Raw genomic sequence first — 16,749 nt, 5'->3', positions numbered from 1 at the left:
AATTTGTGTCCGGTGGTAGGTAGTCACTGCACTTTGTGGTTAACTTCGGCCTCTCGAATTCGTTTAACCAAAACCCAGCATAAGGATTCCGTTCATGGCTCAAGTCACCCTTCGTGGTAACCCTGTCCAGGTTGAAGGCGAATTGCCGAAAACCGGTTCCACCGCTCCAGAATTCAGCCTTGTCGCTACAGACCTGTCGGACGCAACCCTGGAAACGTTCGCCGGCAAGCGCAAAGTACTGAACATCTTCCCAAGCGTCGACACCCCGACCTGCGCGACTTCGGTACGCAAATTCAACGCCCAGGCCAACGACGTGAGCAACACTGTTGTGCTGTGCATCTCCTCTGACCTGCCGTTTGCCCAGAAGCGTTTCTGCGGCACCGAAGGCCTGGACAACGTGCTGAGCCTGTCGGACTTCCGCAACGCCGACTTCGCCGTTGACTACGGTGTGTCCCTGGCCGATGGCCCACTGCGAGGCCTGACCGCCCGTGCCGTGGTGGTACTGGATGAAAACAACAACGTGCTGCACAGCGAACTGGTTGCGGAAATCGGCCAAGAGCCAAACTACGAAGCGGCCCTGGCTGTTTTGAAGTAACTGTTTCGGCGCATTACTGTCATTTTGCAGTAGCACGCTTGATGCAAGATTGCGGCCTGGCCTAGTCCAGGCCGTTTTTATTTGCGGCTCAAATGCTTAGCGAAATAGCCAACGGACTAAGGTCAACCGTTAAAAGTTGTAATCCAAGGTAAATAGCCGGTAAAGGCGCTTTTCTTAATGCGCCCCAGTGCTTATCTTTCAGCCTCCCAAAGAAGAAGCTCTCGCGCCCAATGGTTGATCACTCCATGCAATCCTCCCCCCGCAACTCCCGTCGCTGGCTGTTCGGCCTGCTCGTGCTGTTGGTTATCGCCGGCCTGTGCTGGAAATTCTGGCCCGCCGGCCATACAGATGCCAGCGCGCAGAAACCGGCCGGGCATACCGGCAAGACGGGGATGGCGCGCCCAGGTTTCGGGGGTTCCACCGGCCCGATCCCGGTGCGCGTGGCGCCAGCGGTACTGGGCGAGTTCCCGGTGTACTACAAGGCCTTGGGCACGGTGACCGCGCTCAACACCATTAATGTACGCAGCCGGGTGGGCGGTGAGCTGGTCAAGATCGCCTTCGAAGAAGGGCAGATGGTCAAGGCGGGTGACCTGTTGGCGGAGATCGACCCGCGCAGCTACCAGAACGCCTTGCTCCAGGCTCAGGGCACGTTGTTGCAGAACCAGGCCCAACTGAAAAACGCCCAGGTTGATGTGCAGCGTTACCGTGACCTGTATGCCCAGGACAGCATCGCCAAACAGACCCTGGACACCGCCGAAGCCTTGGTCATGCAATACCAGGGCACGGTCAAGACCAATCAGGGTGCGGTGGACGACGCCAAGCTCAACCTCGAATTCACCAAGATCCGCGCGCCAATCAGCGGCCGCGTCGGCCTGCGTCAGGTTGACGTCGGCAACCTGGTGGCGGCCAACGACACCACCTTCCTGGCGGTGATCACCCAGACCCAGCCGATCAGCGTGGTCTTCACCCTGCCGGAAAACACCCTCGACACCGTGCTCACCCGTTACCACGCCGGCAACAAGCTGCCCGTGGAAGCCTGGGACCGTGGCGATGTGAAACAGCAGGCGGTCGGCGTGTTGCAGAGCCTGGACAACCAGATCGACGTGACCACCGGCACGCTCAAATTCAAAGGCCGATTCGATAACAAGGACCAGGCGCTGTTCCCCAACCAATTCGTCAACGTACACCTGCTGGCCGACACCTTGCACAATGTGGTGCTGGCGCCGTCCGCCGCGATCCAGTTCGGCAACAGCGGCACCTTCGTCTACAAGCTCGACGGTGACAAAAAGGTCAAGATGCAGCCGTTGGTGGTCGGTGATACCGATGGTGACAACACCGTTATCAAGGAGGGCCTGGTGGCCGGTGACCGCGTGGTCCTGGAAGGCACCGACCGCCTCAAGGACGGCAGCGACATCGAAGTGGTCAACGACAGTAGCGAAGTGCCGACCACGCCGACCGAACACCTGCAAGGCAAGCCTGCGGCAAAAGGGGAGACCGGCGCTAACGCCGGCAAGGCGCAAAAGGTCGGTTCATGAACCTGTCGCGACTGTTTATCCTTCGCCCGGTTGCCACCACGCTGAGCATGCTGGCCATCGTCCTGGCCGGCATCATTTCTTACCGTTTGTTGCCCGTCTCGGCCTTGCCTCAGGTCGACTACCCGACCATCCGGGTGATGACCCTGTACCCCGGCGCCAGCCCGGACGTGATGACCAGCGCAGTGACCGCGCCGCTTGAGCGGCAGTTCGGGCAAATGCCCGGCCTCACACAGATGGCGTCGACCAGTTCGGGCGGCGCCTCGGTGCTGACCCTGCGCTTTAACCTCGACATCAATATGGATGTCGCCGAGCAACAGGTGCAGGCCGCGATCAACGCCGCGACCAACCTGCTGCCCAAGGATCTGCCGGCGCCGCCGGTGTACAACAAGGTCAACCCGGCGGATACCCCGGTGCTGACCCTGGCGATTACCTCCAAGACCATGTTGCTGCCCAAGCTCAACGACTTGGTTGACACGCGCATGGCGCAAAAAATTGCACAGATCAGTGGCGTCGGCATGGTCAGCATCGCCGGTGGCCAGCGCCAGGCCGTGCGCATCAAGGTCAACCCCGAGGCCCTGGCGGCCAACGGTTTGAACCTGTCAGACGTGCGCACCCTGATCGCCGCCTCCAACGTCAACCAGCCCAAGGGTAATTTCGACGGCCCCACGCGGGTGTCGATGCTCGATGCCAACGACCAGTTGGTCTCGCCTGCGCAATACGCCGAATTAATCCTGGCCTACAACAATGGCGCGCCGCTGCGCCTTAAAGACGTAGCCCAGATCGTCGACGGCGCCGAAAACGAACGCCTCGCTGCCTGGGCCAATGAAAACCAGGCGGTGCTGCTCAATATCCAGCGCCAGCCCGGCGCCAACGTGATCGAGGTGGTGGACCGCATCAAGGCGTTGCTGCCGAGCATCACCGATAACCTGCCGGCGGGCCTGGATGTGACGGTGCTTACCGACCGTACCCAGACCATCCGGGCCTCGGTAAAGGATGTACAGCACGAATTGCTGATCGCCATTGCCCTGGTGGTGATGGTGACGTTCCTGTTCCTGCGCCGGGTCAGCGCCACGATCATTCCTTCGATCGCCGTGCCGCTGTCGCTGGTGGGCACCTTTGGCGTGATGTACCTGGCAGGCTTCTCCATCAACAACCTGACGCTGATGGCGCTGACCATCGCCACCGGGTTTGTGGTGGACGATGCCATCGTGATGCTGGAGAACATCTCGCGCTATATCGAGGAAGGCGAGACGCCCATGGCGGCTGCGCTCAAGGGCGCCAAGCAAATCGGTTTCACCCTGATTTCCCTGACCCTGTCGCTGATCGCGGTACTGATTCCGCTGCTGTTCATGGCCGATGTGGTCGGGCGGCTGTTCCGCGAATTTGCCATCACCCTGGCGGTGGCGATCCTGATTTCCCTGGTGGTGTCCCTGACCCTGACGCCGATGATGTGCGCACGCCTGCTCAAGCGCGAACCCAAGGAAGAAGAACAAGGCCGTTTCTACAAGGCCAGCGGCGCGTGGATCGATTGGCTGATCGAAGCCTACGGGCGCAAATTGCAGTGGGTGCTCAAGCACCAGCCACTGACCCTGCTGGTGGCCATCGCCACCCTGGGCCTTACCGTGGTGCTGTACCTGGTGGTGCCCAAGGGGTTTTTTCCGGTGCAGGACACTGGGGTGATCCAGGGCATCTCGGAAGCACCGCAGTCGATTTCGTTTGCCGCCATGAGCCAGCGCCAGCAGGAGCTGGCCAAGGTGATCCTGGCCGACCCGTCGGTTGAGAGCCTGTCGTCCTACATTGGTGTGGATGGTGACAACGCCACCCTCAACAGCGGCCGATTGCTCATCAACCTCAAGGCCCACGGCCAGCGCGACGTGAGTGCGGCGCAAGTGATTACGCGCCTGCAACCGCAGATCGACAAGCTGGTGGGCATTCGCCTGTTCATGCAGCCGGTGCAGGACCTGACCATTGAAGACCGCGTGAGCCGCACCCAGTACCAGTTCAGCATGTCCTCGCCGGACGCCGACCTGTTGGCGCTGTGGAGCGACAAGCTGGTACACGCCCTGAGCCAATTGCCGGAACTCACCGATGTGGCCAGCGACCTGCAGGACAAGGGCCTGCAAGTGTTCCTGGTGATCGACCGCGACGCGGCCTCACGCCTTGGCGTAAGTGTGTCGACCATCACCGACGCACTGTATGACGCTTTCGGCCAGCGGCAGATTTCCACCATCTACACCCAGGCCAGCCAGTACCGCGTGGTATTGCAGGCCCAATCCGGCGAAACCCTGGGGCCGGCGGCGCTCAACCAGATCCATGTGAAAACCACCGATGGCGGCCAGGTGCGGCTGTCGAGCCTGGCGCACGTGGAGCAGCGCCAGGCGCAACTGGCAATCGCGCATATCGGCCAGTTCCCGGCGGTGATGATGTCATTCAACCTGGCCCCTGGTGTCGCGTTGGGCAAAGGCGTGGAGCTGATCAACCAGACCCAGAAGGACATCGGCATGCCAGTAGGCGTGCAGACCCAGTTCCAGGGCGCGGCCCAGGCGTTCGAAGCCTCGCTGTCGAGCACCTTGCTGCTGATCCTGGCGGCGGTGGTGACCATGTATATCGTGCTCGGCGTGCTGTACGAGAGTTACATTCACCCGATCACGATTCTCTCCACGTTGCCATCCGCCGCAGTCGGCGCTTTGCTCGCATTGCTGCTCAGTGGCAATGACCTGGGCATGATCGCGATCATCGGCATCATCCTGCTGATCGGTATCGTCAAAAAGAACGCGATCATGATGATCGACTTCGCCCTCGACGCCGAACGCAACCAGGGCCTGGACCCGCAAACGGCAATTTATCAGGCGGCGTTGCTGCGTTTTCGGCCGATTTTGATGACCACCCTCGCGGCCTTGTTTGGTGCGGTGCCATTGATGCTGGCCAGTGGTTCCGGCGCCGAACTGCGCCAACCGCTGGGTCTGGTGATGGTCGGCGGCTTGCTGGTAAGCCAGGTGTTGACGCTGTTCACCACGCCGGTGATCTACCTGTATTTCGACCGCCTTGGCCGCCGCTGGCGCAAAGAGCCGCAGAGCCTGGAGCCGGTTGAGTCATGAACCTGTCCGGACCTTTTATTCGCCGGCCGGTAGCCACCATGCTGCTGAGCCTGGCGATCATGTTGCTCGGTGGCGTCAGCTTTAACTTGCTGCCGGTGTCGCCGTTGCCGCAGATCGACTTCCCGGTGATCGTGGTGTCGGCCAGCTTGCCTGGCGCCAGCCCGGAGGTGATGGCCTCGACAGTGGCGACACCGCTGGAACGCTCATTCGGCGCGATTGCCGGCATCACCACCATGAGCAGCTCGTCGAGCCAGGGCTCGACGCGGGTGATTCTGGCATTCGACTCCGACCGTGATATCAACGGTGCGGCGCGCGAAGTGCAGGCGGCCATCAATGCCTCGCGCAACCTGCTGCCCAGTGGTATGCGCAGCATGCCGACCTACAAGAAGATCAACCCGTCCCAGGCACCGATCATGGTGCTCTCGCTGACCTCTGACGTGCTGCAAAAAGGCCAGCTGTACGACCTGGCCTCGACCATCCTTTCGCAAAGCCTGTCCCAGGTGCCGGGCGTGGGCGAAGTGCAGATCGGCGGCAGCTCCTTGCCGGCAGTGCGTATCGAGCTGGAACCCAAGGCACTGGACCAGTACGGCGTGGCCCTGGACGATGTGCGCAACACTATCGCCAATGCCAACCAGCGGCGGCCCAAGGGCTCCCTGGAAGACAGCGAGCGCAACTGGCAGATCCAGGCCAATGACCAGTTGGAAAAGGCCAAGGACTACGAGCCGCTGCTGATCCGCTACCAGAACGGCGCCGCCTTGCGCCTGGGGGATGTGGCGAAGATCAGCGACGGCGTCGAAGACCGCTACAACAGCGGCTTCTTCAACAACGATTCGGCGGTGCTGCTGGTGATCAACCGCCAGTCCGGCGCCAACATCATCGAGACTGTGCGGCAAATCAAGGCCCAGTTGCCGGCGTTGCAGGCGGTGCTGCCGTCCAGCGTCAAGCTCAACCTGGCCATGGACCGTTCGCCGGTGATCACCGCGACCCTGCATGAAGCCGAGATGACCTTGCTGATTGCCGTGGCCCTGGTGGTGCTGGTGGTGTACCTGTTCCTGGGGAACTTCCGCGCCTCGTTGATCCCGACCCTGGCGGTGCCGGTGTCGCTGGTCGGCACTTTTGCGGTGATGTACCTGTTTGGGTTTTCGTTGAACAACTTTTCGCTGATGGCTCTTATTCTGGCCACCGGTCTGGTGGTGGACGACGCCATCGTGGTGCTGGAGAACATTTCCCGGCATATCGACGACGGCGTGCCGCCGATGAAGGCGGCGTACCTGGGGGCCGAGGAAGTCGGCTTTACCTTGCTGTCGATGAACGTGTCGCTGGTGGCGGTGTTCCTGTCCATCCTGTTTATGGGCGGCATTGTCACCAATCTGTTCCGTGAGTTTTCCATCACCTTGTCGGCGGCGATCATTGTGTCGCTGATTGTTTCGCTGACGTTGACCCCGATGCTCTGCGCGCGCTGGCTCAAGCCGCATGTCAAAGGGCATATGACTGGTTTGCAGCGCTGGAGCCAGAAGGTCAACGACCGCATGGTTGCGGCCTACGCCACCAGCCTGGATTGGGTGCTGCGCCACCGGCGCCTGACCCTGCTGAGTTTGTTGATCACCGTGGGCGTGAACATCGCACTGTACGTGGTGGTGCCGAAAACCTTTATGCCGCAGCAGGACACCGGCCAGTTGATCGGCTTTGTGCGCGGCGATGACGGGCTGTCGTTCAATGTGATGCAGCCGAAGATGGAAACCTTCCGCCAGGCGGTACTAAAGGATCCTGCAGTGCTCAGCGTGGCCGGCTTTATCGGCGGCAACAACGGCACCAACAACGCGGTGATGCTGGTGCGCCTCAAGCCTATTGCCGAGCGCAAGCTCTCGGCCCAGGCGGTGATCGAGCGCCTGCGCAAGGAGGTGCCGCTGGTGCCGGGCGGGCGGCTGTTCCTGATGGCCGACCAGGACCTGCAATTTGGCGGCAGCCGTGACCAGACCAGTGCCCAATACTCCTACATCCTGCAAAGCGGTGATCTGGCTGCATTGCGCTTGTGGTACCCGAAAGTCGTCGCCGCCTTGCGCGAGCTGCCGGAGTTGACCGCCATCGACGCCCGCGAAGGTCGCGGTGCGGCGCAGGTGACGCTGGTGGTCGACCGCGACCAGGCCAAGCGCCTGGGCATCGACATGAGCATGGTCACCTCGGTATTGAACAATGCCTACAGTCAACGCCAGATTTCCACCATCTATGACAGCCTCAACCAGTACCAGGTGGTGATGGAAGTCAACCCGAAATACGCCCAGGACCCGATCACCCTGAACCAGATGCAGGTGATCACCTCCACGGGCGCGCGGGTGCCGTTGTCGACCATTGCCCATTACGAAAACAGCCTGGCCGATGATCGTGTCAGCCATGAAGGCCAGTTCGCCTCGGAAAACATTGCCTTTGACATGTCGCCTGGGGTGACGGTGGAGCAGGGCACGGCCGCTATCGAGCGGGCGATTGCCAAGGTCGGTTTGCCCGAGGACGTGATCGCCAAGATGGCCGGCACCGCCGATGCGTTTGCGGCGACGCAGAAGGGCCAGCCCTTCATGATTCTTGGCGCGCTGGTGGCGGTGTACCTGGTGCTGGGCATTCTGTATGAAAGTTACATTCACCCGCTGACCATCCTCTCGACCTTGCCGTCGGCCGGTGTCGGCGCGCTGCTGTCGATCTACCTGCTGGGCGGCGAGTTCAGCCTGATATCCCTGCTGGGTCTGTTCCTGCTGATCGGCGTGGTGAAGAAGAATGCGATCCTGATGATCGACTTGGCGCTGCAACTGGAGCGCCACGACGGCATGAGCCCGCTGGAATCGATCCGCAGTGCCTGCCTGCTGCGCCTGCGGCCGATTTTGATGACCACGCTCGCCGCCATCCTCGGCGCCTTGCCGTTGCTGCTCGGTTCCGGCGATGGCGCCGAAATGCGCCAGCCCCTGGGCTTGACCATCATCGGCGGGCTGGTGTTCAGCCAGATCCTGACCCTTTACACCACCCCCGTGGTTTACCTTTATCTTGACCGCGCGCGCCACCGCTTCAACGCCTGGCGTGGCGTGCGTACCGATGCTGCCTTGGATACTGCGCTATGACCGATTCAACCTTGACTAAATTGGCCATGAGCATGCCCCGTGGTTCCCGCATCGCCAGCCTGCTGCTGTGCGGCGCCTTGCTCAGCGCCTGCGCCATCGGCCCGGATTACAAACGCCCGGAGGTGGTCGAACCCGCGCAGTACAAGGAAGCCCAGGGCTGGCGTCAGGCCAACCCCAGCGATTCCCTGGCCCGGGGTGCCTGGTGGGAGTTGTACGGCGATCGCCAGCTTAATGAGCTGGTCACGCGGCTTAACAATTCCAACCAGACCGTAGCCCAGGCCGAAGCGCGCTTCCGCCAGGCCCAGGCCCAGGTGCGCAGCGCGCGCGGGGCGTTTTTCCCAACGGTGGACCTGAGCGCCGGTAAAACCCGTGCCAGCCAGGGCACCGGCAGCAGTAATGCCAGCCTCAGCAGTTCCAGCAGTGGTATCCGCGACACGCTCAATGCCCAGTTGGGCGTGAGTTGGGAGGCCGATGTATGGGGCAAGTTACGCCGTGGCCTGGAAGCCAATGAAGCCACCGCTGAGGCCAGCTCGGCGGATTTGGCGGCGATGCGTTTGAGCCAGCAATCGGAGTTGGTGCAGGACTATCTGCAACTGCGCGTGATGGACGAGCAGACGCGTTTGTTGCAAGCCACGCTGGAGACTTATCAGCGCTCGCTGACGATGACTGAAAACCAGTACCGGGCGGGGGTTTCCGATAAAGCCGCGATTGCTCAGGCGCAGACCCAACTGAAGACCACACAGGCCAGCTTGATCGATTTGATCTGGCAGCGTGCGCAGTTGGAAAACGCCATTGCGGTGTTGATCGGCGAGGCGCCGGCCAACTTCAATCTGGCGGTGAGCAAAGACATACCTGCCTTGCCGCAGATTCCGGTGAGTGTGCCGTCGCAATTGCTTGAGCGGCGCCCGGACATTGCGTCGGCGGAGCGCTCAGTGATTGCAGCCAACGCGAATATCGGTGTGGCCAAGGCGGCTTATTACCCGGACCTGACCTTGAGCCTGGCGGGTGGGTATTCCAGCAGTACCTATGCGGACTGGATCAGTTTGCCCAACCGGTTCTGGTCGGTGGGGCCAAAGCTTGCGATGACCTTGTTTGACGGTGGGCAGCGTTCGGCGGAGGTTGATCGTAGCGTGGCGTCCTATGACGAGACGGTGGCCAAGTACCGCCAGACGGTGCTGGATGGTTTTCGCGAAGTGGAAAACTATATGGTGCAGTTGAAGGTGCTGGAAGATGAGGCGGTGGTCAGCAATGAAGCCCTGGAGGCCGCGCGCGAGTCCCTGCGGCTGACGCAGAATCAGTACAAGGCCGGGTTGATCGCCTACCTGGATGTGGTGACCGTGCAGGCCACGGCGTTGAGTAATGAGCGCACGGTGCTCACGTTGTTGCAGACGCGCCTGGTTGCGAGTGTGCAGTTGATTGCGGCGCTGGGCGGCGGTTGGGATGGGCAAACGTCTTTGGCCGAGAAGCAGTAGCAAGTGACATTTCAAGGTCAGTAGATTGGCGTCAAAATGCCACTAATGGCCCCATGATAATTAATCAAACCGGCAATAATTATTCTCGCTACAATCGCCCGCTTTGCCACTTGGCACGGGCGTTTCACGCCCGTCAGTCTTGAGAGTTTGCATGCTGATCGGTAGTTATTCCCCCTCTCTGGTCGTGATCTCACTGTGTGTGGCGATCCTCGCGTCCTACACCGCGTTGGACCTGGCCGGCCGTATTGCGACCGCCAGGGGCCGTGCGGTGTACCTGTGGATGGCCGGTGGGGCAATGGCCATGGGCGTGGGCGTGTGGTCCATGCACTTTATTGGCATGTTGGCGTTGCGCCTGCCGTTTGCCCTCGGGTTTGACCTGGGCATTACCGCGCTGTCGTTATTGATCGCCGTATTATCCAGTGGCTTTGCACTGTGGCTGGTCAGCCAGCCACGTCTGCCGGCCTGGCAACTGGCGTTTGGCGCGCTGGTGATGGGTGCCGGTATTGCCAGCATGCACTACACCGGCATGGCCGCGATGCGCATGACCCCGGGTATCGACTACGACCCCGCGCTGTTTGGCGCTTCGTTGTTGATCGCCGTGGTGGCGTCCGGTGCGGCTTTGTGGATCGCTTTCAACCTGCGGCGCAACACGCCTTACGTACGCCTGGCGCGGGGTGGCGCTGCAGTGGTGATGGGCATTGCAATCGTCGGTATGCACTACACCGGCATGGCTGCCGCACGCTTTGATGACAACAGTTTCTGTGGCGCCGCGCTGACGGGCCTGAGTGGCAAAGGCTTGGATAACCTGGTGCTGGTCACTTCGCTGGCGGTCTTGATCATCGCGTTATTGACGTCATTGCTCGACGCCCGCCTTGAAGCCCGTACCGCCGTGCTCGCCGACTCGCTGACCCTGGCCAACCAGGAGCTTACCCATCTGGCCCTGCATGACATGCTCACCGGTTTGCCCAATCGCACCTTGCTCGCCGACCGCATTCAACAAGCCGTACAAACCGTCAGGGAACAGGGCGGTTGTTTTGCGTTGATGTTTATCGACCTGGACGGTTTTAAACCGGTCAATGATGCATTTGGCCATCACCTGGGTGACCAATTGCTGCGCGAAGTCGGTTTGCGTCTGCGTGAAGACCTGCGCAGTCAGGACACCTTGGCGCGCATCGGCGGCGATGAGTTTGTGTTGCTGGTACAACTGACTCAGCCGGACGACGCCCTGGGCTTGGCCGAGCGCCAGGTCGGCCTGATCAACCGTGCGTTCAAGGTGGCCGAGCATGAACTGAAGATCTCCGCGAGCATTGGTATTGCCCTGTTCCCCGGCAACGGCAGCAACCCCCAGGAACTGTTGATGAACGCTGACGCTGCGATGTACCACGCCAAGGGCATGGGCAAGAACGGCTACAGCTTCTTTGATGTGTCGATGAACACCAATGCGCGCAAACAGCTGCAGTTGTTGCAGGACTTGCGCAACGCCGTTGAGCACCAACAGTTCCGCCTCTACTACCAGCCCAAGTTCGACGCACTCAGCGGTATTGCGGTGGGCGCTGAAGCGTTGTTGCGCTGGGAGCATCCACAGCAGGGGCTGTTGTTGCCGGCGATGTTTATCGAGCTGGCGGAAAAAACCGGGTTGATCATTCCCATCGGCGAATGGGTGCTCAATGAGGCTTGCCGCCAGATGGCCGTGTGGTATGCGCAGGGTTATGAAGACTGGCGCATTGCGGTCAACCTTTCGGCGTTGCAGTTCTGCCATGCCGGGCTGGTCAAGAGTGTCGCGGCGGCGCTGGAACGTCACCAGTTGCCGGCCAACAGCCTGACCCTGGAAATCACCGAAACCACCGCCATGAGCGATGCCGATGCGAGCATGACCGTGTTGCAGCAGCTGTCGGACATGGGGGTGGACCTGTCTATCGACGACTTTGGCACCGGTTATTCGAGCCTGATGTACCTCAAGCGCCTGCCCGCCAACGAGCTGAAGATCGACCGGGGTTTTGTGCGCGACCTGGAACACGACAGCGACGACGCTGCCATCGTCTCGGCCATTGTCGCCCTCGGCCAGGCACTTGGGCTGCGCATTGTTGCCGAAGGCGTGGAGACCGATGTGCAGCAGAGTTTCCTCACCCGGCTGGGTTGTAACTCCCTGCAAGGCTACTTGCTGGGGCACCCATTACCGGCCGAGGGTTTTATGGCCGATATTCAACGCGCCGAAGACGCCATAGCGCCTGACAAAAGCCGTGGATGACGGGTATTCTTGGATCCAACCTTAAACCGTTGGTTTATTCAGGAGACCGCACGCATGGACAAAGTCGTCATCATCACCGGGGGCAGCCGTGGTATCGGCGCCGAGACGGCCTTGCTGGCTGCACGCCAGGGCTATCGAGTTTGCATCAACTTCCAGTCCGATGAGGCGGCCGCCCAGCGTGTGCTGGACCAAGTGCGCGCCTTGGGCGCACAAGCCATTGCGGTGCGCGCCGACGTCAGCATCGAAGATGAAGTGATCGCTTTGTTCAACCGCGTTGACGCCGAGCTTGGGCGCGTGACGGCTCTGGTCAACAACGCCGGCACCGTGGGGCACAAGTCGCGGGTCGATGAAATGTCCGAGTTTCGCATCCTCAAAATCATGAAGACCAATGTATTGGGGCCGATACTGTGCGCCAAGCAGGCGGTGCTGCGCATGTCACCCAAGCATGGCGGGCAGGGCGGCAGCATCGTTAACGTGTCGTCGGTCGCCTCGCGCCTGGGTTCGCCGGGCGAATATGTCGACTATGCCGCGTCCAAGGGCGCACTCGACACCTTCACCATTGGCCTGTCCAAAGAGGTGGCGGGTGAGGGCATTCGCGTTAACGCTGTGCGCCCTGGCTACATTTTTACCGACTTTCACGCCTTGAGCGGTGACCCGGATCGGGTCAGCAAGCTGGAGTCCGGCATTCCCATGGCCCGTGGCGGGCGCCCGGATGAAGTGGCCGAAGCGATTATCTGGCTGCTGTCGGACAAGGCTTCGTACACCACCGGCACCTTCCTCGATCTGGGCGGTGGCCGTTAGCACGTCAAGTATTCAGGTTGGCAGGTCGCGCAACACTTCGTAGCCATTACGGGAGAATACCGTAAGCAGGCTGGCTTCAGAGCCAGCGGCAGCGCCATAACCGCTGCTGTCGAAACCGTCGATATAGCCATTGCGGCTATGGCTGGCGTTGAGCGTGCGGTCATCGACGTTGTCGAGAAACCGCAGCACCTTGTCCAGATGGTAGGCTGCATTTGCTCTGGACGTCGGGTCGGTGTTGGCGTCAGTCCAGTCACCGACCTGCAGTTTGAGGTCATCACCAATTTGGTAGTGATCACGGCCTTCAAGAAAGCGCCTGACGATGACGCTCTGTTTGATGATGCTGTCTGCCGAGCGATGATCAATTTTCAGGCGGCCTGTAGGGCCGGTCATTTCCCGCACTTGCCGCTGTTCGGCTGCGCGCATGTAATGTGGAGGGGTCGGTAGCCTGAGGACGCTGGACGTAACGGAGTTGCACATGATGAAACCTGCGGATTGACCAAGGGAGACGCAGCATTGCCAGGGAGGACAGAGCGCCCATTTGTGTGGCTCGCTCTGCAGATGGGTTCCTGCTCAAAATGACCGCACAATGCGTCCCAATGTTTCCATGGCCTTTTCCGATGCCTCGGTCCACGGGCTGCCGTAGTTCAAGCGAATGCAATTTCTGAAGCGCTGGGTCGCCGAAAAAATTGGCCCCGGCGCAATGCTGATGCCCTGGGCCAGGGCCATCTGGAACAGCTTCAACGAATCGGTTTGCTCCGGCAGTTCCAGCCACAGGAAATAGCCGCCGGCCGGCTGGCTGACCCGCGTCTGTGCCGGAAAATACCGGGCGATGGCGGCCAGCATGGCGCTCTGCTGTTCTTCCAGGGCGTAGCGCAATTTGCGCAGGTGGCGGTCATAGCCGCCGTGTTGCAGGTAGTCGGCAATCGCCGCCTGGGCAGGCATCGAGGGGCATAGCGACGTCATCAGCTTCAGGCGTTCCACCTTCTGCGCATAGCGCCCGGCCGCAACCCAGCCGACGCGATAACCGGGCGCCAGGCTCTTGGCGAAGGAGCCGCAGTGCATCACCAGCCCTTCGGTGTCGAAGGCCTTGGCCGGTTTTGGCGCGTGCTGTCCGTAATACAACTCGGCGTATACATCGTCCTCGATCAACGGCACCTGATGGCTGCGCAACAGTTCTACCAGTGCCTGTTTTTTCGCCTCTGGCAGGGTGGCGCCCATGGGGTTCTGGAAGCTGGTCATGGTCCAGCAGGCCTTGATCGGGTAGCGCTCCAGGGTTTGCGCCAGGGCATTGAGGTCGATACCGTCGCGCGGGTGTACGGGGATTTCCACCGCCTTGAGCTTCAGGCGCTCAAGCACTTGCAGGCAGGCATAGAAGGCCGGGGCTTCGATGGCGACCAGGTCGCCCGGTTCGGTCACCGCTTGCAGGCACAGGTTCAGCGCTTCGAGGGCACCGTTGGTGATCAGCAGCTCTTCCATCGGCAGCATCAGGCCGCCGACCATGTAACGCAGAGCAATCTGGCGGCGCAGTTGCGGGTTGCCCGGCGACATGTCGGTGACCACAAGACGCGGGTCCATCTCGCGGCTGGCACTGGCCAACGAGCGCGCCAGGCGTGGCAACGGGAACAACATGGGGCTGGGGAACGCCGAGCCGAATGGCACGGTGTTGGGGTCCTTGATGGAGTCGAGCACTGAGAACACCAGCTCACTCACATCGACTTCGGTGGACTCGTGCACGTGTTCACTCACCACCGGCTCGGAAAACGGGCTGGGCGCGTGAGTGTTGACGAAGTAGCCGGAGCGCGGCCGCGCACGGATCAGGCCACGGCGTTCCAGCAGGTAGTAAGCCTGGAACACCGTGGACGGGCTGACGCCGTAGGTCTGGCTGGCATAGCGCACCGACGGAACCCGTTGGCCAGGGCCGAGGACGCCGGAGCGGATCAGTTCTGCGATGTCATCGGCGAATTTTTCGTAGCGTTTCATGGGGGCCTGATTAACTTTCTAAAAAATTGAACGCCGACTCAATGTGTGTTGGATATCAACGATTCAACGGCGCCACAAAACGACTGTCCGCTGCACTGTAAATCCACGGTTCATCCACATCCACAACCTTGAAGCGCAAGGTCTGCGAGCTGCTCGCCGGTTTATCGGCCAACAGCGCCACCGACACCGGCACGTCGCTGATTTCTCCCGGCGCCAGGCTGAGCCGGGTCTTGCCTTGCAACTGGAAGCCCTCGGCGTCCACCAGTTCCAGGCGGTAGTCCTGGCGTTGCTGGGTCTTGTTGATGACCTTCAAGCTGTAGATGTTTTCGATCAGCCCCTGGCTGTTTTCACGGAACATGCCGCGGTCCTTGGTCACGTCCAGCGACACCATTGGCCGTTCGATCAAGGCCACCACCAAGGCGGCGATCATCACCAGCAGCACGGCACTGTAGCCGATCAGGCGTGGCCTGAGCAGGTGGGTTTTGCCGCCTTGCAGTTGATGTTCGCTGGTATAGCTGACGAGACCACGGGCATAGCCCATCTTGTCCATGATCGAATCGCAGGCATCGATGCACGCCGCGCAGCCGATGCATTCCATTTGCAGGCCGTCACGAATGTCGATGCCGGTGGGGCATACCTGCACGCACAGTTGGCAGTCGATGCAGTCCCCCAGCCCAACCTGCGCCGGGTTCACTTCGCGTTTGCGCGGGCCACGGCTTTCGCCACGCGCCGCATCGTAGGAAATGGTCAAGGTGTCTTTGTCGAACATCACGCTCTGAAAGCGCGCATACGGGCACATGTGCATGCACACCGCCTCGCGCAGCCAGCCGGCGTTGAGGTAGGTGGCTGCGGTAAAAAACAGCACCCAGAACAGGCTCACGCCGCCCATTTGCCAGGTCAGCAACTCGGTGGCCAGCGGGCGGATTGGCGTGAAGTAGCCTACAAAGGTCAGCCCGGTCAGCACGCTGATAGCCAGCCACAGCGTGTGTTTGGCCGAACGCCGCGTCAATTTGTTCAGGCTCCAGGGCGCCGCTTGCAGTTTGATGCGTTGGTTGCGCTCACCTTCAGTGACCTTTTCACACCACATGAACAGCCAGGTGAACGAGCTTTGCGGGCAGGTGTACCCGCACCACACGCGGCCGGCAAATACGGTGATTGCAAACAGGCCGAACGCGCAGATGATCAACAGCGCCGACAGCAGGATGAAATCCTGGGGCCAGAAGGTGGCGCCGAAGATGTGGAATTTGCTTTCGGCCAAGTCCCACAGCACGGCTTGGCGCCCGGACCAGTTCAGCCACACAGTGCCAAAAAACGCCAGGAACAGCACAGCGGCGCCACTTACACGCAAGGTGCGGTACAGGCCGGTAAAGCTGCGGGTATGGATCAGGTTGTCACTGGATTTGGCCTTCACCTTCTTTGGGTGTATGGGCTCAAAGGTGTCCACGGTTGGGATTCTTTCGCTCATGGTCGTTCGCTCATCAGCCTCCATCAGGCCAATGAACTATGAACGTCAGGCTGTTTGCATAACAGACTCAGGTAGGTCGATAAAAAGCGGATCAGATGGGCTTTTCATCCGCCCCTGCGACAATGTGCTGCACCCCGTGGCGCCTGGGGCGCAGCTGTCTTGCGCGCAGGCTGATACAGATCAATCAAATCACCGAATCACTGTCGGTCGCTTTCAAGTGTTTGCGACCGTCCGTGGCACCGGCGACGGTCAGGGCGTCCGCTTCGGCTTCAGTGATGTAGACCCGATCACCTTTGAGCTCTACAAACGACATGGATTTGGCGCTGTCGGTACTCACCGTCACATCAGCGGCAGGCAGGGCGTGTTCCTGGCCGTCATCAGTGACCTTGAAAAAGCACGTTTGGTTGTCGATACGTACAGGCATGGTGCTCTCCTTTTCATGGGCAGGTAT

At 60.8% G+C, this 16,749-nt stretch carries 11 protein-coding genes; 7 read left to right on the top strand and 4 right to left on the bottom strand.

The genetic code is table 11. The annotated features are described in order from the left end of the window. Positions 1–94: 94 nt before the first annotated feature. The 7 genes from tpx to FFI16_RS13005 all read left to right on the top strand — a co-directional run bounded on the left by tpx (position 95) and on the right by FFI16_RS13005 (position 12,853). A complete protein-coding gene (gene tpx, locus FFI16_RS13035; protein WP_138817483.1) occupies positions 95–595 on the top strand; it encodes a thiol peroxidase in 501 nt (166 codons plus the stop codon). A 230-nt stretch (positions 596–825) separates the two neighbouring features. Further along, positions 826–2,130 (top strand): MdtA/MuxA family multidrug efflux RND transporter periplasmic adaptor subunit, encoded by a 1,305-nt coding sequence (locus tag FFI16_RS13030; RefSeq protein WP_138450584.1) that lies wholly within the window; start codon positions 826–828, stop codon positions 2,128–2,130. Then, a complete protein-coding gene (locus FFI16_RS13025) occupies positions 2,127–5,228 on the top strand; it encodes an MdtB/MuxB family multidrug efflux RND transporter permease subunit (protein WP_138817484.1) in 3,102 nt (1,033 codons plus the stop codon). The genes FFI16_RS13030 and FFI16_RS13025 overlap by 4 nt, the downstream gene beginning before the upstream one ends. Then, on the top strand, positions 5,225–8,332 hold the full coding sequence (locus FFI16_RS13020) for an efflux RND transporter permease subunit (RefSeq protein ID WP_138817485.1): 3,108 nt from the start codon (positions 5,225–5,227) through the stop codon (positions 8,330–8,332). The genes FFI16_RS13025 and FFI16_RS13020 overlap by 4 nt, the downstream gene beginning before the upstream one ends. Then, positions 8,329–9,804, top strand: coding sequence for an efflux transporter outer membrane subunit (locus FFI16_RS13015; protein ID WP_138817486.1), 1,476 nt, complete (start codon positions 8,329–8,331; stop codon positions 9,802–9,804). Before FFI16_RS13020 ends, FFI16_RS13015 begins: the two co-directional genes overlap by 4 nt. 151 nt (positions 9,805–9,955) lie before the next feature. Continuing rightward, a complete protein-coding gene (locus FFI16_RS13010; protein WP_138817487.1) occupies positions 9,956–12,052 on the top strand; it encodes a bifunctional diguanylate cyclase/phosphodiesterase in 2,097 nt (698 codons plus the stop codon). A 54-nt stretch (positions 12,053–12,106) separates the two neighbouring features. Then, positions 12,107–12,853 (top strand): SDR family oxidoreductase, encoded by a 747-nt coding sequence (locus FFI16_RS13005; RefSeq protein ID WP_138817488.1) that lies wholly within the window; start codon positions 12,107–12,109, stop codon positions 12,851–12,853. Positions 12,854–12,865: 12 nt separating this feature from the next. Here FFI16_RS13005 and FFI16_RS13000 read toward each other — a convergent pair whose 3' ends face one another. From FFI16_RS13000 to FFI16_RS12985, 4 genes are all read right to left on the bottom strand, one after another. Further along, a complete protein-coding gene (locus tag FFI16_RS13000; RefSeq protein WP_178112674.1) occupies positions 12,866–13,243 on the bottom strand; it encodes a hypothetical protein in 378 nt (125 codons plus the stop codon). Positions 13,244–13,423: 180 nt separating this feature from the next. Beyond that, the gene (gene mapR / locus FFI16_RS12995) at positions 13,424–14,833 is read right to left on the bottom strand and encodes a GntR family transcriptional regulator MpaR (RefSeq protein WP_065906638.1); all 1,410 of its coding nucleotides are present in this window, start codon (positions 14,831–14,833) and stop codon (positions 13,424–13,426) included. Positions 14,834–14,888: 55 nt separating this feature from the next. Beyond that, positions 14,889–16,298, bottom strand: coding sequence for a cytochrome c oxidase accessory protein CcoG (gene ccoG, locus FFI16_RS12990; protein WP_138817489.1), 1,410 nt, complete (start codon positions 16,296–16,298; stop codon positions 14,889–14,891). Between the two features lie 184 nt (positions 16,299–16,482). Continuing rightward, positions 16,483–16,722, bottom strand: a complete 240-nt coding sequence (locus tag FFI16_RS12985; RefSeq protein ID WP_138817490.1) for a DUF3203 family protein — start codon at positions 16,720–16,722, stop codon at positions 16,483–16,485. Positions 16,723–16,749: the final 27 nt, after the last annotated feature.

This window comes from Pseudomonas sp. KBS0710 (assembly GCF_005938045.2).
GTDB lineage: Bacteria > Pseudomonadota > Gammaproteobacteria > Pseudomonadales > Pseudomonadaceae > Aquipseudomonas.
The sequence above is the reverse complement of the archived record's forward strand: the minus strand, read 5'-3'. Positions and strand labels throughout refer to the sequence as shown.